Origin of the sequence: Stutzerimonas stutzeri, assembly GCF_051028275.1 — a bacterium.
Taxonomy (GTDB): domain Bacteria; phylum Pseudomonadota; class Gammaproteobacteria; order Pseudomonadales; family Pseudomonadaceae; genus Stutzerimonas; species Stutzerimonas stutzeri_AS.
Map to the genome: position 1 here is coordinate 3,266,407 of NZ_CP069269.1, position 19,017 is coordinate 3,285,423.

At 59.0% G+C, this 19,017-nt stretch carries 17 protein-coding genes; 9 read left to right on the forward strand and 8 right to left on the reverse strand.

The genetic code is table 11. The features are described 5' to 3' along the window. Positions 1 to 11: 11 nt before the first annotated feature. Positions 12 to 464 carry a flavodoxin gene (locus JQR87_RS15155; protein WP_407295619.1) on the reverse strand — a complete coding sequence of 151 codons (453 nt, stop codon included), beginning with the start codon at positions 462 to 464 and terminating at the stop codon, positions 12 to 14. 229 nt (positions 465 to 693) lie between these two features. On the opposite strand from JQR87_RS15155, the gene JQR87_RS15160 reads away from it, so the two are divergent. From JQR87_RS15160 to JQR87_RS15185, 6 genes are all read left to right on the forward strand, one after another. Then, the gene (locus tag JQR87_RS15160) at positions 694 to 1,317 is read left to right on the forward strand and encodes a PilZ domain-containing protein (protein WP_407295616.1); all 624 of its coding nucleotides are present in this window, start codon (positions 694 to 696) and stop codon (positions 1,315 to 1,317) included. Positions 1,318 to 1,494: 177 nt separating this feature from the next. Continuing rightward, positions 1,495 to 2,178 carry a dihydromonapterin reductase gene (gene folM / locus JQR87_RS15165; protein WP_407295613.1) on the forward strand — a complete coding sequence of 228 codons (684 nt, stop codon included), beginning with the start codon at positions 1,495 to 1,497 and terminating at the stop codon, positions 2,176 to 2,178. Between the two features lie 81 nt (positions 2,179 to 2,259). Next, positions 2,260 to 2,553 (forward strand): DUF1244 domain-containing protein, encoded by a 294-nt coding sequence (locus tag JQR87_RS15170; protein ID WP_407295610.1) that lies wholly within the window; start codon positions 2,260 to 2,262, stop codon positions 2,551 to 2,553. Further along, positions 2,550 to 2,909 carry a HopJ type III effector protein gene (locus JQR87_RS15175; protein WP_407295607.1) on the forward strand — a complete coding sequence of 120 codons (360 nt, stop codon included), beginning with the start codon at positions 2,550 to 2,552 and terminating at the stop codon, positions 2,907 to 2,909. Before JQR87_RS15170 ends, JQR87_RS15175 begins: the two co-directional genes overlap by 4 nt. 212 nt (positions 2,910 to 3,121) lie before the next feature. Further along, complete coding sequence (cysZ, locus tag JQR87_RS15180; protein ID WP_407295604.1) at positions 3,122 to 3,880, forward strand: sulfate transporter CysZ; 759 nt, start codon at positions 3,122 to 3,124, stop codon at positions 3,878 to 3,880. A 54-nt stretch (positions 3,881 to 3,934) separates the two neighbouring features. Next, complete coding sequence (locus tag JQR87_RS15185; RefSeq protein ID WP_407295600.1) at positions 3,935 to 4,546, forward strand: flavodoxin family protein; 612 nt, start codon at positions 3,935 to 3,937, stop codon at positions 4,544 to 4,546. 61 nt (positions 4,547 to 4,607) lie between these two features. Here JQR87_RS15185 and JQR87_RS15190 read toward each other — a convergent pair whose 3' ends face one another. The 4 genes from JQR87_RS15190 to JQR87_RS15205 form a co-directional block, all read right to left on the reverse strand. Further along, positions 4,608 to 5,717 (reverse strand): NADH:flavin oxidoreductase, encoded by a 1,110-nt coding sequence (locus tag JQR87_RS15190; protein WP_407295599.1) that lies wholly within the window; start codon positions 5,715 to 5,717, stop codon positions 4,608 to 4,610. A 61-nt stretch (positions 5,718 to 5,778) separates the two neighbouring features. Beyond that, positions 5,779 to 6,375, reverse strand: a complete 597-nt coding sequence (locus JQR87_RS15195) for a TetR/AcrR family transcriptional regulator (RefSeq protein ID WP_407295597.1) — start codon at positions 6,373 to 6,375, stop codon at positions 5,779 to 5,781. A gap of 135 nt (positions 6,376 to 6,510) precedes the next feature. Continuing rightward, the gene (locus tag JQR87_RS15200; protein ID WP_407295594.1) at positions 6,511 to 6,993 is read right to left on the reverse strand and encodes a glutathione peroxidase; all 483 of its coding nucleotides are present in this window, start codon (positions 6,991 to 6,993) and stop codon (positions 6,511 to 6,513) included. Positions 6,994 to 7,098: 105 nt separating this feature from the next. Continuing rightward, complete coding sequence (locus tag JQR87_RS15205; RefSeq protein WP_407295591.1) at positions 7,099 to 7,584, reverse strand: FKBP-type peptidyl-prolyl cis-trans isomerase; 486 nt, start codon at positions 7,582 to 7,584, stop codon at positions 7,099 to 7,101. Positions 7,585 to 7,814: 230 nt separating this feature from the next. Here JQR87_RS15205 and JQR87_RS15210 point away from each other — a divergent pair, with 230 nt between their 5' ends. The 3 genes from JQR87_RS15210 (at position 7,815) to JQR87_RS15220 (ending at position 12,244) form a co-directional block, all read left to right on the forward strand. Continuing rightward, entirely contained in the window at positions 7,815 to 9,002 is a 1,188-nt protein-coding gene (locus JQR87_RS15210) for an acetate kinase (RefSeq protein WP_407295589.1), read from the forward strand. A 100-nt stretch (positions 9,003 to 9,102) separates the two neighbouring features. Then, on the forward strand, positions 9,103 to 11,199 hold the full coding sequence (gene pta / locus JQR87_RS15215; protein ID WP_407295586.1) for a phosphate acetyltransferase: 2,097 nt from the start codon (positions 9,103 to 9,105) through the stop codon (positions 11,197 to 11,199). A 136-nt stretch (positions 11,200 to 11,335) separates the two neighbouring features. Further along, entirely contained in the window at positions 11,336 to 12,244 is a 909-nt protein-coding gene (locus JQR87_RS15220) for an acyltransferase (RefSeq protein ID WP_407295584.1), read from the forward strand. A gap of 27 nt (positions 12,245 to 12,271) precedes the next feature. Here JQR87_RS15220 and JQR87_RS15225 read toward each other — a convergent pair whose 3' ends face one another. The 3 genes from JQR87_RS15225 to JQR87_RS15235 form a co-directional block, all read right to left on the reverse strand. Then, the gene (locus JQR87_RS15225) at positions 12,272 to 14,410 is read right to left on the reverse strand and encodes a putative bifunctional diguanylate cyclase/phosphodiesterase (RefSeq protein WP_407295582.1); all 2,139 of its coding nucleotides are present in this window, start codon (positions 14,408 to 14,410) and stop codon (positions 12,272 to 12,274) included. 84 nt (positions 14,411 to 14,494) lie between these two features. After that, positions 14,495 to 18,202, reverse strand: a complete 3,708-nt coding sequence (locus JQR87_RS15230; protein ID WP_407295579.1) for a CHASE domain-containing protein — start codon at positions 18,200 to 18,202, stop codon at positions 14,495 to 14,497. A gap of 151 nt (positions 18,203 to 18,353) precedes the next feature. Continuing rightward, complete coding sequence (locus tag JQR87_RS15235) at positions 18,354 to 19,010, reverse strand: OmpA family protein (RefSeq protein ID WP_407295577.1); 657 nt, start codon at positions 19,008 to 19,010, stop codon at positions 18,354 to 18,356. Between the last annotated feature and the right edge of the window lie 7 nt (positions 19,011 to 19,017).

A 19,017-nucleotide genomic window follows, 5' to 3' on the forward strand; every position in this document is an offset into this window, starting at 1 on the left:
CTGCCTGTCCTTCAGCCGCGCAGCGCTGCGGCGAAGCTTTCCAACCAGGGCTCTGCGTCAGACTCGGGCGTAACCGTTTCGCTGGCATCGAGACGAAGCATTTCCTGCACTTCACGTACACCCAGCTCGGCGTAAAGCTCCCGGACGAGTTCCCCTGCACCGCAGAAGGTGTCGCCGTAGCTGGCGTCACCGAGTGCAATCACACCGCCTGGCAAGCCCTGCCAGGCCGGTAGTCGATCACGAATTTCCGTATACAGCGGGACGAAACTGTCCGGCAACTCGCCCATACCGGTCGTAGCGGTTACGACCAGCAGTGCTTGCGGTTCGAAGTCGAGCACCTGTGCAAGCCGCGCGCGCGGATCGTGCCAGGCATCGAAGCCTGCCGACTGGAGCATCGCAGCGGCATGGCGCGCAACGTCTTCTGAGGTTCCATAAACCGTACCGGATAGGATTGCCACTTTCATGTTGAGCTCCGTTGCGAACTAAAGCTGGACATTATGCCCCATTCGTCACACGTTCCCGACAGGGCAGCTTTACATCTGAACTGTGTGCAGCGCAGCGGCCCAGGGAATTTGTACCCGATTAAACTGTCGCAGGACGGTCCGGGCAGAAGATCTCACAGAGCTGACGCTGTGCTTTGGAGCAACAACGGCATGGGCAGCCTGTTCAGCTGCCTTGGAGAGGGAAATCGGAATGCCAAACAAGAACGATCTGACCAGCGCTGAGCTGGATTACATAAACGAGCTCATCAGTGGCTCGCCCGTCGAACCGGGCGAACCACATACCGGTTTTCGCATCGACGGCGGAGAAAAGGCCAACGGCCTGCTGTTGCAGCTGGCCGCGAAAGCCAATATGACGCTTGAAGCCGAGCTCAAGGACTATTGCATGTCGTTTCCCCTGAAGGTGGATCAGGGCGAGTTCGGCGCGATCCAGTTGCAGCTCGGATCGCCAACCATCTACGAACGAGGGCCGGTCCTTCGCGCCTGGCGCCTCCATCTGGACAAGCCTTTACCGCTGCTCTCCGAAGACGGCAACGAGACCGCACTCAGTGTCCATGAATTGTCACCCAATGGGCTGTTGGTAGATGCTGGCCCAGAGAACGATGCGCCCAAGCATCTGCATCTGCGCCTGCCCATCCCTGGCGAGGGCTCGCTCGAGATCGATGCGCACCGAATCCGCGATACCGACGATGGAATGACCGCTTATGAAGTCGAGTATCCACAGGACAAGGATGCCGAACGCATCCGCTCCTACCTGTACGAGCAGCACCAACGGCTGCACCCGGACTCTCTGGCTGCCGACAGCGAGGCGTCATAACGCGACGCCTGCTGTAGTGCGCGCAACCCCATCGATTGATATGTTCACTGAGCAAGCAGGCCATCCGCCACGCTTCTAGAGAATTAAGGTGTTTATCGGTAGCATCCGTCACGCAAGAGCCCATTTACGGATACCCATGGCGAATCAAACAGTCGCTGTAGCACTAGCGAATTCATTATGAACAGCCCCATTCTCATTACCGGGACCAGCAAAAGAGTCGGTCACGCATTGGTGCGTAGCCTTGTCGATGCCGGTCATGAAGTCATCACCGTCAATCGAAGCATCGCTGATGGCCATCACAACGGTGCCCTCAATTTTCAGGCGGATCTCGCGAGCCGCGAGGACCGGATTGAGCTGATCGAAAAGCTGAGGACTACCGTTTCCTCCCTACGTGGCGTCATTCACAACGCATCGTTATGGTTGGACGATAGCCTCGAGAACCTGGACTACCTGTTCAGAATCCACGTTGAAGCGCCTTTTCATCTGAATACCGAGCTGGCTGGCCTGCTGTCCCAGGCACCACGTGGCGACATCATCCATATATGTGATGAAAGCGCTTCACGGGGTAGCAAGAGCCATATCGCCTATGCCGCAACCAAAGCCGCGTTGCAAAACATGACGCTGTCTTTCGCAGCCACCCTGGCGCCAAACATCCGGGTCAACTCCGTCTCTCCAGGCTTGTTGATTTTCAAGGAAGATGGTGACGAGCTTTACAAGCAAGAGACGCTGGCCAAGGCGGTGTTGCCCTATGAACCCGGCTTCCAGCCCTTGCTGGACGCCGTGCAGTTTCTTCTGGCCTCCACCTACACCACCGGTAGCAATATCGTGGTCAATGGAGGCCGGCATCTGAAAAGAAGTTAGCCTCGCGAGCGCTATCACGATTGGTCAGGTATCAAAGCCCGTTTATGATCCCCTCCGCCTGAAACGCCGAGATCCAAGAAGATGAACGATCAAGAACGCACCGAACTCGAAGCAGCCGCCTTCCGCCGCCTGGTCCAGCATCTGCGCAGCCGACCCGACGCGCAGAACATCGATTTGATGAACCTGGCCGGCTTCTGCCGCAACTGCCTTTCCAAGTGGTACAAGGCCGCTGCGGATGATCTGGAAATCGACGTCAGCATCGACGAGGCCCGCGAAGAGGTCTACGGGATGCCGTACGCCGAATGGAAGAAGCGATACCAGAAGGAAGCGACGCCTGAGCAGCAAGCCGCTTTCGACAAGGGTCAGAAGCCATGAACAGCCTAAGAGACTTTCGCGTAAGTCTGCGCAACCGAAACCACCCTTTCAGCGAGACGTTAGCCTTCATCGCTAACGCTTACGACTACCAGCCAACCCGTTTTTTCAATGGCAACGTTGAGAACGCTGCAGGACAAAACGAGGGTTCTTGCAAGACGCTGGGGCTCGCGGTGCTGGAAGGCTTCACCACAGAAGAGGCGCTGCTGGCGTTCGGGGAGCACTATCAGTCGGTACTGGAGAACCCCAGTGGAACCGACCACCTCAACATACGCGCGCTAATGGATACCGGGCTGCCGGGCGTGCGCTTCGATCAGCAGCCACTAAGGCGTAAACCGGTGAATTTCGAAGAGAATTAAAAAAAGGGCCGGCCATGCACTTGGGGAAGGCTTTAGCGGACGGCCCTGAAAACCAAAAAGGAGATTCGGGGGTTAGCCTAAAAGGCAAGCGCAACGCTGGCTATTGCACAAAGCGGATCGTTCCAATAGCGTCACCCTATTGATTGCGCCAGTCGCTGTTCCCGCTCCGGCAAAGCCGGTAAGGTCCGGACCGTCTTTTCGGAGTATCGCCAATGCCCGTAACTGCCCTATCCGGCCCCAAGTACTTGAGCGAAGGCCTGAAGCTGATTCTTAGTCCAGGCCTCAGGCTGTTCGTCATCTTGCCGCTGACCGTAAACCTGTTGCTGTTTTGCGGTCTGATCTATCTCGCCATTCGCCAGTTCGGCGGTTGGGTCGACGCGTTCATGCCCAACCTCCCCGAGTGGCTGATGTTCCTCGAATATCTGATCTGGCCACTGTTCGTGGTGCTGGTGGTGCTGATCGTATTTTTCACCTTCACCATGCTCGCCAATATCATTGCCGCCCCATTCAATGGCTTCCTTGCTGAAAAGGTGGAAACCGTGGCGCGCGGAGTCGATAGCGCTCCACCGTTCAGCTGGGGCGAACTGCTAGCCATGCTGCCAAGAACCATCGGACGCGAGGCACGCAAGCTGGCGTATTTCGCACCCCGTGCGCTGGCGCTGCTGATCCTGTCGTTTATCCCGGTGGTCAACCTGGTTGCGGCGCCACTGTGGCTGCTGTTCGGCGTCTGGATGATGGCCGTGCAATACATCGACTATCCTGCTGACAACAACAAGCTGAGCTGGGGTGAAATGATGGTCTGGCTGCGCCAGCGCCGCTGGAAAAGCCTGAGCCTCGGCGCGGTGACGTACGCAGCGTTGCTGATCCCCTTCGTTAATCTTCTGATCATGCCGGCAGCGGTAGCAGCCGCGACGCTTTTCTGGGTCCGCGAGGGTGGTAAATCAACGATGCCCTCGGTTGTTAATTCGTGAACTGCGAGCGCTTGTGGTGTCTAGATTTGGACACTTCACACCGGGAGACTCGCAATGGCGCTTACCGCCCTCGCAATCAACTGCACACTGAAGGCATCACCCGAAGAATCATCCTGTGGCCTACTGCTGAGTCAGGCTCAGCGCGAGCTGGAAAAGCTCGGCGTTAGCTGCGAGCAGGTCCGCGCTGTCGACTTCAACATCAAGCCTGGCGTGACTTCGGACGAAGGCGAAGGTGACGATTGGCCGATGATTCGGGAAAAGGTTCTCGCTGCGGATATCCTGATTCTCGGCACGCCGATCTGGCTTGGCCATCCAGCCAGCGTATGTCAGCGCGTACTGGAGCGACTGGACGCGTTCATCGGGGAAGTCGACGACGAGCAGCGGATGGTCTCCTATGGGCGCGTCGCATGCGTCGCGGTGGTAGGCAACGAAGACGGTGCCCATCACGTGGTAGCGAGCCTCTATCAGGGGCTTAGCGACGTTGGCTTCACCATCCCCGCCAACGGCTGCACCTATTGGGTCGGACAGGCGATGGGCTCGACGGATTACAAGGACGTAGAAGACCCTGGCGAGAAAATAGGCAAGACCAATGCCATGCTGGCGCGCAACGCCGTGCATCTGGCCAAGCTGCTCAAGCAGTCAGGGTATCCGGGGGCCTCACAATAACAATGCCCAAAAAGAAGCCATCGCGAGGATGGCTTCTTTCAGCTAGACGTTGCGTTGCACGTTAGGCCAGGGTCTTCAACGCTTCGCGGCTAAAGGGCAGGATGTCCTGCATGCGCCCCTCCTTTACCTTCAGCGCCCAGTCCGGGTCGCAAATCAGTGCGCGCCCCACCGCAACCAGATCGAACTCCTGCTTGTTCAGCCGCTCCAGCAGACCCTCGATATTGGCCGGCTGTGCCACCTTGTCAGTCTTGACCATGAACTGCAAAAACTCACCATCGAGCCCAACACTGCCAACGGTAATGGTGGGTTTGCCCGTGAGCTGGCGGGTCCAGCCGGCAAGATTGAGATCAGACCCCTCGAACTCCGGCTCCCAGAACCGGCGAGTCGAGCAATGAAAGATGTCCACACCCGCCGCAGAAAGGGGCGCGAGGAATTCGCCAAGCGCTTCAGGCGTGGTGACCAGGCGCGCCGTGTAGTCCTGCTGTTTCCACTGGGAAAAACGGAAGATGATCGGGAAGTCGGGGCCTACAGCAGCGCGTACCGCCTCGATCAGCTCGATGGCAAAGCGTGAGCGATTGGCAAGACTTCCACCGTATTCGTCGGTGCGCTGGTTGCTGCCCTCCCAGAAGAACTGGTCTACCAAGTACCCGTGCGCACCGTGAATCTCGACACCATCCATGCCTATGGCCTGGGCATCTTTAGCGGCCTGGGCGAACGCTGCGATCACATCCTGAATGTCCTGTTTGGTCATGCCATGCACGACGACCTGACCCTCCTTCAGCTTCTCCATCGGGCCATAACCCGGTACGTCCGGCTCCGGCTCGGTTCCCTTGTGACGGACATTTCCCACGTGCCACAGCTGAGGAACGATCTTGCCGCCAGCCGCGTGCACCGCTTCAACCACCGCCTTCCAGCCAGCCAGTGGTGCTTCGCCGTAGAAGCGCGGGACCTGCGGATACCCATTGGAGGCCTTGTGACCGACCGTCGTGCCTTCGGTGATAATCAGCCCAACACCCGAGGCGGCACGACGGCGGTAATACTCGACGACGTCTGCAGTCGGCACTCCATTAGGAGAGAAGGAACGAGTCATCGGCGCCATCACGACGCGGGTCGGCAGCTCAAGGCTACCGAGTTGGAAAGGCTGGAACAGGGCGTTCACGGCTGCGGTCATTGCTGTCTCCTTTGGCTTCAATCGAAAACGCGACCGGTCGTCTCGCCGATCGCCATAAAAGTCAGCGGGGCGTCAGCAGACGCTCCAGCTGGGTCAGAAATATGCTCAGCGGCTCAACGCTGCGGCCAACCTTCATGCGCAACAAAGCGCCTTCCCAGGCATTGCCGATAAATCCAGCCAACGCCATGCAGTTGGTATCGGCATCGACCTCACCCACCGCACGCGCTTGCTCAAGGCAGTTCGCCAGCAGCCGGACCGAACGCAACAGTATTGCCTCGACCCGCTGGCCGATGGGTTGCGAGAGCTCAGCCATTTCAAAGCTCAAACTCCCAATGAAGCAGTGATATTCCGGGCTCGCTTGCCGGGCAAAATGAGCCACGACGTCCTGGTAATAGCCAAGAATCCGCATGCGCGGGCTTACTGGAGACTCAAGCAGCGCCGCCTGATAGCGTTCTAGCCGCGGTTGATAAAGATGCTCCAATACCTGCAAGGCAAAGTCTTCCTTGCTGGCAAAGTAGTGATAGAAGGAGCCTTTGGGAACGCCGGCAGCTTGGACAATTTCCAGCACACCGGTGCCGTGATAGCCACGACGGATCATGACCTGCGCGCCTTTGGCCAGGATCAGATCACGCTTGTCATTGCGAGCTTGGTTGTTCATGTCGACCAGCATATGACCGGTCGTCTCGAACGAACACCATCATCCAAGCTGCTTATTGCAGTACCGTTTCCTTCGCGATGGCGCGCTTTGGAGAGGCTAGGCGGTAGCAAACGCCCCGTTCGGCGTATTGCGCGCTCAGCCGAGCGCGCTCTCGATGGCCTGAATCAGCGCCGGATCGTCCGGTGCAGTGCGAGGGGAGAAGCGCGCCAGGACGCGGCCGTCCTTGCCCACCAGAAACTTTTCGAAGTTCCAGCTGATATCGCCTGGGAAATCAGCGCCTTCTCCGGCTAACAGCCGGTACAAAGGATGACGCTGCGAGCCGTTGACCTCAAGTTTGCTGCTGATTGGAAACGTGATGCCGTAGTTTTCATTGCAGAACTGGAGGATTTCCGCGTCGCTGCCCGGCTCCTGCGCAGCGAATTGGTTACAGGGAATGCCGAGCACTCCGAAACCGCGATCCTTATAACGCTCATGAAGCGCCTGCAAGCCTGCATATTGCGGTGTCAGGCCGCACTCCGAAGCCACATTGACCACCAGTGTTACCTGGGATTTCAACGGCGCAAGGGGAAGCTCCTGGCCCCCAGAACCGGGCAGAACCAACTCGTGGAACGCGCTCATCTCTCTTCTCCAGAGGGTAAAAAAGCGCTCCGGTGGGAACCGAAGCGCTTCTGTCGCCCGTTCGAACAACCGGGCTTATCGCTGACCACTACCGCTTGGTAGCGATTAGTGGTGGTGCCCACCTTCGCCATGCACGTGACCATGAGCGATTTCTTCTTCGCTGGCCTCACGCACGTCGACGATCTTGACGTCGAAGTTAAGACGCTGTCCGGCCAGCGGGTGATTGCCATCGACCACCACGTCGTCACCTTCAACATCGCGAACAGTCACGATCTGCATGCCACCGTCGGGACCGGACGCATGAAACTGCATGCCAACTTCCAGCTCATCCACACCTTCGAACATCGCGCGATTGAGCGTTGCAACCAGTTCAGGGCTGTACTCGCCGTAAGCGTCCTGCGGCTCGATTGAGACCTGAACCTGATCCCCGCCCTGCTTGCCTTCCAGCGCCTTTTCCAGACCGGAGATGATGTTGCCCGAACCGTGGAGGTAGACCAGCGGCGCGCCGCCGGCCGAGCTGTCGATCACTTCACCCGCATCGTTGGTGAGTGTGTAGTCGATTGACACAGCCTTGTTAGCGGCAATCTGCATGAGGCAAAACCTTTGTTGGGGAATGTAAGGTCAAAGTCTAACCGCGACATGAATCGATTGCGAACCGCCGCACGATTTAGGGGACCATCGGCAGACGAACTTCCCCGTCGGAAGTGGCGTTTCAAATACAACCTTTGGAGAGCATCGCGTCGTTCACGGTTGTGCAAGAATCCACGCCTGTAGATGTACGCGACTATTCAAACAATTAATTTCGCATCCAAGGAGCACCGATGTCCGCTCGAAACATCCTGGTGATTAACTGCGGCAGCTCGTCGATCAAGTTCGCGCTAGTCAACGAAGCCCAAGCAACGTTTCCCCTGCAGGGTCTGGCCGAGCGTCTTGGCAGCCCGGAAGCTGTTGTGCACTGGCAATTGGGAGAGACCAAGCAGAGCCTGAACATCCCAAATGCCGATCACCGTGCCGCTCTCGAAAAGCTTCTGCCCGTGGCGCAGGAAGCCGCAGGCGGCAAGCTGGACGGGATCGGTCATCGTGTCGTCCATGGTGGCGAGCACTTCACGGGCTCCAGTCTGATCGACGAGCAGGTGCTCAATGCGATTCGAGACAGTGCGCAACTCGCCCCCCTGCATAACCCGGCCAACCTGGTAGGAATCGACGCTGCAATGGCGCTTTTCCCAGGCCTGCCGCAGGTCAGCGTGTTCGACACTGCGTTCCACCAGACCATGCCCGAGCATGCCTACCGTTATGCGGTGCCGGAGTTTCTCTACAAGGAACACAGCGTACGCCGCTATGGCTTCCACGGCACCAGCCACAACTACGTCAGCAAGCGCGCCGCGGAGATGACCAATCTTGCCGTCGAGGACAGCTGTTGGCTGACCGCTCACTTGGGTAACGGCTGCTCGACCTGCGCGATCGTCAACGGTGAGAGCCGCGACACCAGCATGGGCCTGACCCCGCTCGAAGGCCTGGTAATGGGGACTCGTAGTGGTGACGTCGACCCCAACCTGCATAGCTACCTTAACCGCACCCTGGGCTGGAGCCTCGAACAGGTCGATCGCGCGCTCAATCACGACAGCGGGCTCAAAGGCCTGTCCGGCCTGTCCAACGACATGCGCACCCTGTACGAAGCCAAGATTGCCGGCCACTCAGGTGCCGCTCTGGCGTTCGAAGTGTTCTGCTATCGCCTGGCCAAATCGTTGGCAAGCATGGCATGCGCTCTGCCCAAGCTTGATGGCCTGATCTTCACGGGCGGTATTGGGGAAAATGCTGCAGCCGTGCGCAGCCGCACCCTGGACCACCTCAAGCTGTTCAACTTCAAACTGGATGAAGAAGCCAACGCCCGCTGTATTCGCGGAGTCGGTGGTGAGATCCAGGCTGGCGGCAGCCCCCGAGTGCTGGTAGTACCGACCAATGAAGAACGCCAGATCGCGCTGGACACGCTAGCGCTACTCGACGCCTGATAGCGCACCGAGACTCATGCGTACTACACGAACCCGACGACCAGCCTTGGCGTCGGGTTTCGTCTACCTGGCATCGCCCTTCGCTCGATAGGAGATCATCATGCATACGCTTTTCCTTGCCCCCTGCGGTTTTGGCGGCGGCCTCAACTCCATCAGTCTCGGCCTGATCCGCGCGCTCGAGCGTGCTGGGTTGAAGGTCGGCTTCTTCAAGCCCATTGCCCAGCCCTTCCCGCACGATCAGGGCCGCGAGCGCTCCTGCGTACTGGTGGAACGCACCTTGAACGTCACCTCGCCCGAACCGCTGCCGCTGGAGCAAGTCGAGCGGCAACTGGCCAATGGTGAGCTCGATCTTCTGCTTGAAGACGTGGTCAGCCGGTATCAGGAAGTTGCCGAAGGCAAGGACGTGGTGATCGTGGAAGGCATGGTGCCGACGCGCGAATTCAATCACACGTCGCGAATCAACACCCATCTGGCCAAAAGCCTGGACGCGGAAGTTATCCTGATTGCCGCGCAAGGAACCGACACGCTCAAACGTCTAGCTGAGCGAATCGAGATTCAGGCACAGCTGTTCGGTGGCGCCAAAGACCCCAAAGTGCTCGGCACCATCCTCAACAAGGTCAAGAGTGACGATGGCGTGCCAGCCTTCGTCGAGCGCCTCAAGGCGCAACTGCCTCTGCTGGGCACAGCGGATTTCCAGCTGCTCGGGGCTATTCCCTTCGCGGACAAGCTCAACGCCCTGCGAACCCGAGACATAGCGGAATTGCTCGACGCCAAGGTCCTGCACGCGGGCGAAGCGGAGCAGCGTCGCGTCGAGAAGATCGTTCTATGTGCCCGGGCCGTTCCCAATACGGTCCAACTGCTCAAGCCAGGCGTGCTGGTAGTCACCCCGGGCGATCGCGACGACATCATTCTTGCCGCCAGCCTGGCCTCGCTCAATGGGGTCAAGTTGGCTGGCCTGCTGCTCTGCACGGACTTTGCGCCCGATCCACGAATCCTCGAGCTATGCAAGGCTGCGCTCGATGGCGGCCTGCCGGTGATGACCGTACAGACCGGCTCTTACGACACCGCAACCAACCTCTTCGGGCTGAACAAGGAAACCCCGGCTGACGACATCGAGCGCGCCAGCCAGGTGACCGACTTCATTGCACAGCACCTGCAGCCCGAGTTGCTGCATACCCGCCTCAGCGTACCGCGCAGCGAATTGCGCCTGTCACCTCCTGCATTCCGTTATCAGCTGGTCAAGCGCGCCCAGCAGGCGAACAAGCGCATTGTCCTGCCGGAAGGCAGCGAGCCTCGCACCATCCGCGCCGCAGCCATATGCCAGGAAAGGGGCATTGCCCGCTGTGTTCTACTGGCCAAACCGGAAGAAGTCCAGGCAGTCGCTCGTGAACAAGGTATTAACCTGCCAGCGAGTCTGGAGATTCTCGACCCCGACCTGATCATCAACCAGTACGTCGAGCCGATGTGCGAGATGCGCAAGGCTAAAGGGCTGACACCGGACGATGCCCGCGGGCAGCTGAAGGACACTGTGGTGCTTGGCACCATGATGCTTGCGCTCGACGAAGTGGACGGCCTGGTCTCCGGCGCTGTGCATACCACCGCCAATACCATTCGCCCCGCACTGCAGCTGATCAAGACTGCACCAGGCTACAGCCTGGTGTCGTCGGTATTCTTCATGTTGCTGCCTGATCAGGTCCTGGTTTATGGCGACTGTGCGGTAAACCCGAATCCGAACGCCACCGAACTGGCGGAAATCGCCCTGCAGAGCGCGGAGTCGGCCGTGGCGCTCGGTGTAACCCCGCGCGTTGCCATGATCAGCTACTCGACGGGCACCTCGGGAAGCGGCGCGGAAGTCGAAAAAGTGGCCGAAGCCACGCGCATCGCTCAGGAGCGCGCGCCAAGCCTGCCGATTGACGGCCCGCTCCAGTACGACGCCGCCTCGGTCGCCAGCGTTGGCAAGCAAAAAGCGCCTAACAGCCTCGTTGCCGGCCAGGCCACAGTGTTCATCTTCCCCGATCTGAACACCGGCAACACGACCTACAAAGCAGTCCAGCGCAGCGCCAATGTGATCAGTGTCGGGCCGATGCTCCAAGGCCTGCGCAAGCCGGTCAACGACCTGTCCCGTGGCGCACTGGTGGACGACATCGTCTTCACCATCGCGCTCACCGCCCTGCAGGCTGACAACCAGAAAGCTTGATCCGAACCGGTATATTCCCGACCTTGACCGGCCGGGAACATACCGGCTTTTTCTTCGGGAACTCATGTAGTTACTTGCAGTTCGCCGCGCAATCGGTACGCTTGCCGCCTTAGTTGACAGGTACACGAGCCAATCGATGCTGAGTTTTCTTCCCGCGCCCCTTCGTGGATTTCTTGCAGGCCTGGCCTTGGCACTGAACACATTGTTCTGGTGCTGGCCGCTGTTTGCGCTTTCCCTGCTAAAACTGGCGGTGCCGGTCCCGCGAATCCAACGAGTCTTGCGCTTCGGCATGCATTGGATCGCCGAATCATGGATGTCGGTAAACGGTCTCTGGATGGACATGGTTCGGCGTACCGAGTGGGATGTTCAGGGCCTGGACAAGGTGGACATGCAGCACTCCTACCTGGTTACCAGCAACCACCAGAGTTGGGCCGACATCCTGATGCTGCAATATCAGCTGAACCGACGGATGCCGATTCTGAAGTTTTTCCTCAAGCAGGAGCTCATCTGGGTGCCAGTGATCGGCCTGTGCTGGTGGGCACTGGAGTTTCCTTTCATGAAGCGTTTCAGCAAGGAGTACCTGGCCAAGCATCCTGAAAAGCGTGGCGAGGATTTGGCAACGACACGCAAGGCCTGCGAGCGCTACCGGACCAACCCGGTCTCTGTCTTCAATTTTCTCGAAGGGACACGCTTCACCGAGGACAAGCACACCGAGCAGGCATCGCCCTATCGCTACCTGCTGAAGCCAAGGGCCGGCGGCATTGCCTTCGTGATCGACGCCATGGGCGAACAGCTGACTTCACTGATCAACGTGACCATCCACTACCCGAACGGCAATCCCAGCTTCTGGGACCTGCTTTGTGGCCGAGTCAGCCGAGTCGTCATGCGCATCGACTCGCAGCCGATCCCTGCCGAGTTTTTGCACCATAGTTACGATCAGGACGAAGCGTACCGGTTGAGTTTTCAGGAATGGGTCAACGAGCTATGGAGCGCCAAAGATGCTCAACTTGCAGAGCTGCACCGGCAATACCCGCCGCGCAGCTGACGCATCAACTAATCACCTCAGCCGACTTCAGCCGGCTGGCTGGTCCAGCTGAAGCCAGTCGATCGTCCGAGGGAATGCCAAGGCATCCTCCACCGCTAGTCCCGGCGCCACCAAAAAGCCTTGCATGACCTGGCACCCATGCTCGATCAGCCAGTCGCGTTGACCCAGCGTCTCTACGCCTTCAGCGATCACCTCCAACTCGAGGTTTCGTCCCAGGTCGATGATGGTGCTGACCACCGCAGCATCGCGCGGTGAGTCGAGCATATTGGCGATAAACAGCCGATCGACCTTCAGCGTATCGAGATCGAAATGGCGCAGATAGGCCAGTGATGAATAGCCTGTGCCAAAGTCATCCACCGCCACCCTTACGCCCAATTCGCGCAGCTGCCGAAGCTTGTCACAGCTCTGATCCAAATCTTGCATCAGCGCGCCCTCAGTCACCTCCAGCTCCAGTTGGCGAGGATCGAGCTGATACTCGTCGAGCAGGCGACGCAGTTCGTCGATCAGGCCGACTCGACCGAACTGCACCGGGCTAACGTTGAAACTCAGGACCAGTTTGTCTCCGAAGCGCTCACGCCAGTCGCGGCATTGCGCAAGGCCTTCCCGCAGCGCCCACTCCCCGACCCGATCGATCAAACGGGTTTCTTCCAGCAAGGGGATGAATACGTTCGGCTCAACCTCGCCACGGCCTGCGTAATCCCAGCGCAGCAAGGCCTCGAAACCGCGCAGTTCGCCCGTCTCGAGAATGATCTGTGGCTGATAGGCAAGCGCGAAACCATTGCGTTCGATGGTGCTCCGCAGATTCTCCTCCATCATCAAACGCGCATGGGCGCGCCCGTTCATTTCGCTGGAGAAGAATCGATACTGCTGCCGGCCGTTGCGTTTTGCCTCGTACATTGCCATGTCGGCGGATCGCAAGAGCTCATCGACGCTCTGGCCGGAATCGGGAAAATGCGCGATGCCGATGCTGGCGCCAAGCGTGACGTCGGTTCCTTCAATGGTATGCCGAACCGAAATGAGCTCGATGAGCTTCTCTGCCACTTTGGCCGCGTCTTCAGGGTGATCAAGGGAGTCCAGCAAGGCGGTGAACTCGTCGCCCCCCATCCGCGCGATGATGTCGTAAGGACGCATACACGCCTCCAGCACCCGCGCTACGCGACACAGGATCTCGTCGCCAGCATCGTGCCCGAGCGAATCGTTGATGCGTTTGAATCCATCGAGATCGATGTACAGGATGGCCATGCGCTTGCCGTTCCGGTCCACCCGAGCCAAAGCCGAGTCCAGAGCTTGGTGAAAGCCTCTTCGGTTGAGCAGCCCGGTCAGGGAGTCGGTTACCGCCTGGGTCTCGAGCTGTACGTGCAGGCTTCGCACTACAGACATGTCCAGCGCAATGACCACCATCGAGCGCTGCTGGCGCGGTAGCGGAGACGATGACAGAGCGACTGGCAGCGTGCCCCCATTGGCGGTGAACAGCTGCGCTTCATGCAGTCGATAGGTATTACCGCTGCGCCATTGCTGGTAGAACTCAGTGTCTCTCCACACCTCGGGCATATGAGGCGAGGCAAGATGCTTGAGCAGGGCCGTGCCTTGCAGATCATCGACGCTGGTATGCATCATTTTGGCGATTGCGGGATTGGCGAAGTTGATGAAGCCATCCTCACCCACTACCAGAATACCCTCGGCAGCATTGTTGAGCACCGAGGCGTTGAACGCCCGCGCGCTGTCCAGTTGCTGGCTCAGTAGCTGCAGATCGCGCCGATTGTGCTCGTGGCTCAACAGTGTATTGATCTTGTGCTTGAGCACCTGGGGGTCGAACGGCTTGAGAATGAAATCAACCGCACCCGTTGCGTAACCACGCAACACGGACTCACGCGTATGCGCGATAGCCGAGACGAAAATGATCGGGGTGTAGCGCGCATGCGGGCTGCCGCGCATCAGGCGGGCAACTTCGAATCCGTCCATTCCCGGCATCTGCACGTCCAGCAGGACCAGTTCGACATCCAAATCGAGCAGCGCCTGTAGCGCAGCCTCGCCTGAATTAACGGTGTGGACTTGCCAATCACCGTCACCGAGCAAAGCCTCCATGGCCACCAGATTCGCCTCGCGATCATCAACCACCAGCAATGTCCGGGTCCGGGGCTCGGGTCTGGATTGCGTCCAAGCCATTAGCCGATCCCCCAGCGCAGCATGTATCGGCCAACGTAGGCGAGAACTACAAGTCGGGTTGAACGATGCGTCACATACTTCTCCTTACGGACTTGCGTGATGGCCATCGGTACGCTCCAGGCGCCGCAGCAAGTCAGCCAGCTTCTCGCTATCGACAGGCTTCAGCAAGACATCGTCCGCACCTGCAGCGATGCCCTGATCAGGCGCATCGGAGTCACCGCCGACAGCCATGGCAACAATAGGCACCTGACAACCATAGTCGTTTCTCAGCTGACGTATCAGGGTAGGACCGCCATTGTTCGGAATGGCCATGTCGATCAATGCGAAATCAAACGCATCTTCATCGAAGCGTTCCAGGGCTTCGGGCCCCGTCGTGACCGGCACCACTTGCAGTCCCTGTTCATCGAGCATCGCACTGATGGCATAAATCGCCCTTACATCCGAGTCTACCAACAGCACCCGCTGCCCCAACAGAGGATGTTCTGTTTCACTCATCCCGAACGCCGCGACATCAGCCCCGGCGGGCCTTAACGCATCTTCCATATGCTCCATTCCTTCTGTTTTCAACAACGCAACTGATGAGTAACGCCGAAGCCGCTGCAGATTCTTTTCCGACAGCGCCTCTTGGCTGGTGAGAATCACTCGTACACCGCTCAGTGAACGGAGACGGTCCAACGCATCGAGCAAATCGAGACCGTCCTCACCGGGCAGATCGAAGTCTATGATCAGTACGGTATAGCTGTGCTCCGCATAGGCCATCCTTGCCTCTTCGCTGCGCTGGCACTCGGTGACCCGATACCCAAGCCGCTCGAAGTGTTCGCGCAGCTGCCGCCGTCGCGACGGATCAGTCTCGACCAGCAGCAGCCGAGTCGAGTTGTCCTCCTGTCGTGAAAGATCAACGAAGAGCCGCTCCAACTCCGACTGAGCCACGGGCTTGAGTAAATAACGTGAGCCGTCGTCCGACCAGCCCTGAGGCTGTGGAACACATGAAATTACGTATACCGGCGTGTCCTGATGCCTCGGATCGGCTCGCAGCACTCGGTGAACCTGCCAGCCGCTGATATCAGGTAATAGGACATCAAGGATCACCGCGGCAAAACGTTCCTGGGCGAGCGCATCCAGCCCCTCCTGCCCGGTACCGCATACCAAGCTGGAAAAGCCGTGAGACTGCGCTACTTCAGCGACTACCGAGGCGAAATCGGCATCGTCCTCGACGATCAGCAACCCGCCGCCCTGCCCGCGCCGCTGCAACGGCCGCAATGTTCGAATCTCCGGCGTCGCGGCAACCTTCAAGGGCAGCTCGACGGTAAACGACGACCCCTTCCCCGGCGCGCTTTTAAGGCTGATGCCGCCCCCCAGTACTTCAGCGAGCTGTCGCGCGATTGCGAGTCCCAGACCGGTGCCCCCGTATTGACGGCTGATTGAACCGTCGATCTGCTGAAATGCCTGGAAGATGCGCTCGTGCTGATCCTCAGCGATGCCGATACCGGTGTCGGTTACGCAAATCTGCAGCATGTCTTGCTCGGTACGCCCTTCGGCCAGACGAGTCGTCACGTGGATATCGACGGAGCCGTGCTCGGTGAACTTCAGTGCGTTGGTAATCAAATTGCGCAGTATCTGTTGCAACCGAGCCCGATCACTGACGAGAGAGGCCGGCACGCCAGCGGCGATTCGAGCCTTGAGGGTCAGGCCGTTCTGCTCAGCCATGGGTTCGAGGCTCGCGACCAGCTCGGTCAACAGCTCGCCCAGGTCGAGTGGCTCTGATTTGATCTGCATGTGGCCAGCCTCGATCTTGGCCAGATCGAGCACATCGTTGATCAGCTGCAGCAGATCATGGCCGGCGCGATGGATGATATCGGCGTGCCGAACCTGCTTTTCCGTCAGGTTGCTCGCCGCATTCAGCCTTAGCTGGTCACTCAAGATAAGGATGCTGTTGAGCGGCGTACGCAGCTCATGGGACATGTTGGCGAGAAATTCGGACTTGTAGCGGTTGGCGACTACCAACTCGTTGGCCTGATCGCGCAGCCGCCTCTCGGCTGCCTTACGGTGGCCAATGTCGATCACAACAGCCTGGACCAGTTGTTCTTCGCCGCTGCGCAAGGGTGATAGCCCCACCTCCACAGGCAGTAAATGGCCATCGCGGTGGCGCCCAAACAATTCGCGGTTTTCGCCCAGCCGACGCGACCCGGGTGCCTGGCCGAAACGCTGACGCTCTTCTACATAGATCTTGCGCATCGACTCGGGAATCAGCATCTCGACTGGCTGGCCCAACAACTCTTGCCGGCTGTAGCCGAACAGCAGCTCAGTCTGGCGGTTGACCATGACGATTAGGCCGTCCTGATCGAACAAAAGAAAGGCGTTCGGCGAGGCTTCGACCACGTTGCGAAAACGCTCTTCGTCACGTTTACGCTGCTGCAGGTCGACCAGGTTGAGCAGATAGTGAACATCCTTGTCTCGCTTGAAACTCGTCAGGCTCAGGGAAACTGGCACAGGTGTGCCGTCCTCTCGTAATGCCTGGCTTTCCTGCTGATTGGCATCCAGTTGCGGCCCGGCTGCATTACTTTCCAGAACGCCTGGGATGTAACGGCTGAGGCGCTCGCCGGCCAACAGGCCTGCACTGCTGCCGAGCAATGCCGCGGCACTCTGGTTGGCCAATTCGATGCGACCCTGGGTGCTGCACAACACCGTCGCTACAGGTAACTGCTCGATAAGCTGACGGAACCATGCTTCACGTTCTTGCAGTTGCGAACCAAGCGCCTGACTGTTACGCAGGGCCCGCTCACGAAGGTAGAGGTAGCCGCCAATCAGCAGCGAGAACAGCACGGCCGCAGCGAGCGCCGCCGCCAGATTAAAGGCGCGACCAACCCGGTTAAGGATGGCTTCGTATTCGGGCGTGCTGGCCACCACCAATTGCCAGCTGCGGCCGTACATGTAGATATTGCGGGTGCGATGGAAGCTGGCATCGCTGCTTACCGGGCCTCGCCCCACGAGCAAAGGCTCATCTGGAGCCGCGGCGTCGAACAGCTGCAGCTGGAAAAGCTTGCTGCGTGAGCCCAGCACCCCTTCCATCAGGTCGGTAAGTCGAAATGCGCCGTGCAGGGCCCCGGCAAACGCTTCCTGCCGATCCTCCAAGGTGGTGGTTGGTGCACCGGCACGGTAAAGCGGGAGGTAGAGCAGGATGCCCACCTGCGCGTCCTGTTCTGTTTCCTGCTTGAGTCGCACCGGCCCGGTGAGCATCGGTGTCCCGATGTTACGCGCAGCTATCACCGCTTGCCGTCGCGTTTCCTCGCTCATCATGTCGTAGCCAAGCACCCGTCGATTACGCCAATCAAGCGGATGGATGTAATCGACGATCAGGTATTCGCTACGCTCGCCCTTGGGGTAGGCGCGAAAATCGCTTCGGCCAGAGTCGCGTATCTGCGCAAGCAGGGCCGCAAGATTTTCCTGTCGCGCATAACGAGCCATGCCGAGCGCTTGTATGCCTGGGTAGAAATCCTGCAGCTGGAGCTGATCGGAAGCGCGGTTCCAATCCTGCGGGCCGACGGTGTCGCTTCCGACGAAAAGACCGGCAAGTCCTCGTAAGACCATCTCATACGCGCGCATGCGCTCGCGCAGAGTGCTCTCGACATCGTTGACCGCTAAATTGAATCGCTGGGCCTGCTCTGCGCGTACTCGCGTTTCCTGAACATGCCATTGCCAGCCGACCCATCCTCCGAGCCCGAACATGAGGGCCAGCGTCACTACCAATGGCAGCCAAGGCTTACGAGAATGGAGAGCGGAACGATCATCCATTCGACCTCCTCAGTGCCACTACATGGCTCGCTGTCACGAGCTTCAGAGTCGTAGATCGTTCAGAGGTTCAATCATAGCAATCAAAAAGCTATAAAGCTGACGCCATCCAAATGGCGCGGGCGGGTCTTGGCAGCCTCGCCCGCGCTGCCGATTAGAGCGGACGCAGGTTGATTTCTACGCGACGGTTCTGGGCACGACCCGCAGCGGTATTGTTGCTGGCAATCGGCTGGCTTGAAGCCGCACCATAGGCCGAAATGCGCGAAGCGGGCACGCCGTTGCCTTCCAGGTACGCAGCAACACTACGAGCTCGGCGATTGGACAGGTCCTGATTGAGCTGTTGCGAGCCTGTGCTATCAGTGTGGCCTGTGATGTCGATACCGTTCTTGTTGAATTCTTTGAACACTTGAACCAGCGAGTTGAGCGTCGGGTAGAAGCTGCTGGAGATATCGGCGGAGTTGCTTGCAAAGGTGATGTTGCCCGGCATGATCAATGTGAGGTTATCACCCTCACGCTGAACCTGTACGCCGGTGCCCTGCAGCGTCTGGCGCAGCTTGGCTTCCTGAGTATCGACGTAGTAACCATAGCCGCCGCCAGCTGCTCCGCCGACCGTCGCGCCGATCAAGGCGCCCTTCGCTCGGTCCTTCTTGCTGGAGGTCGCGGCCCCAATCACAGCGCCGCTGACTGCACCGATGCCGCCATAGATGCCTGCTTTGCCGGCTTCTCGCTCGCCAGTGTAGGGGTTGTTGGTACAGCCAACCAGCAGCGCAAGAGTGGCGGCAAGTGCGGTCAGGTTACAGATCGATTTCATTTCTACT

What these genes read in the sequence shown, in the direction of transcription:
- JQR87_RS15185 (WP_407295600.1), top strand. Translation starts at nt 3,935, where the DNA reads ATGGCGCTTACCGCCCTCGCAATCAACTGCACACTGAAGGCATCACCC.
- JQR87_RS15175 (WP_407295607.1), top strand. Translation starts at nt 2,550, where the DNA reads ATGAACAGCCTAAGAGACTTTCGCGTAAGTCTGCGCAACCGAAACCAC.
- JQR87_RS15220 (WP_407295584.1), top strand. Translation starts at nt 11,336, where the DNA reads ATGCTGAGTTTTCTTCCCGCGCCCCTTCGTGGATTTCTTGCAGGCCTG.
- pta (WP_407295586.1), top strand. Translation starts at nt 9,103, where the DNA reads ATGCATACGCTTTTCCTTGCCCCCTGCGGTTTTGGCGGCGGCCTCAAC.
- JQR87_RS15195 (WP_407295597.1), bottom strand. Translation starts at nt 6,375, where the DNA reads ATGAACAACCAAGCTCGCAATGACAAGCGTGATCTGATCCTGGCCAAA.
- JQR87_RS15200 (WP_407295594.1), bottom strand. Translation starts at nt 6,993, where the DNA reads ATGAGCGCGTTCCACGAGTTGGTTCTGCCCGGTTCTGGGGGCCAGGAG.
- JQR87_RS15230 (WP_407295579.1), bottom strand. Translation starts at nt 18,202, where the DNA reads ATGGATGATCGTTCCGCTCTCCATTCTCGTAAGCCTTGGCTGCCATTG.
- JQR87_RS15225 (WP_407295582.1), bottom strand. Translation starts at nt 14,410, where the DNA reads ATGGCTTGGACGCAATCCAGACCCGAGCCCCGGACCCGGACATTGCTG.
- JQR87_RS15155 (WP_407295619.1), bottom strand. Translation starts at nt 464, where the DNA reads ATGAAAGTGGCAATCCTATCCGGTACGGTTTATGGAACCTCAGAAGAC.
- JQR87_RS15160 (WP_407295616.1), top strand. Translation starts at nt 694, where the DNA reads ATGCCAAACAAGAACGATCTGACCAGCGCTGAGCTGGATTACATAAAC.
- JQR87_RS15170 (WP_407295610.1), top strand. Translation starts at nt 2,260, where the DNA reads ATGAACGATCAAGAACGCACCGAACTCGAAGCAGCCGCCTTCCGCCGC.
- folM (WP_407295613.1), top strand. Translation starts at nt 1,495, where the DNA reads ATGAACAGCCCCATTCTCATTACCGGGACCAGCAAAAGAGTCGGTCAC.
- JQR87_RS15190 (WP_407295599.1), bottom strand. Translation starts at nt 5,717, where the DNA reads ATGACCGCAGCCGTGAACGCCCTGTTCCAGCCTTTCCAACTCGGTAGC.
- JQR87_RS15210 (WP_407295589.1), top strand. Translation starts at nt 7,815, where the DNA reads ATGTCCGCTCGAAACATCCTGGTGATTAACTGCGGCAGCTCGTCGATC.
- cysZ (WP_407295604.1), top strand. Translation starts at nt 3,122, where the DNA reads ATGCCCGTAACTGCCCTATCCGGCCCCAAGTACTTGAGCGAAGGCCTG.
- JQR87_RS15235 (WP_407295577.1), bottom strand. Translation starts at nt 19,010, where the DNA reads ATGAAATCGATCTGTAACCTGACCGCACTTGCCGCCACTCTTGCGCTG.
- JQR87_RS15205 (WP_407295591.1), bottom strand. Translation starts at nt 7,584, where the DNA reads ATGCAGATTGCCGCTAACAAGGCTGTGTCAATCGACTACACACTCACC.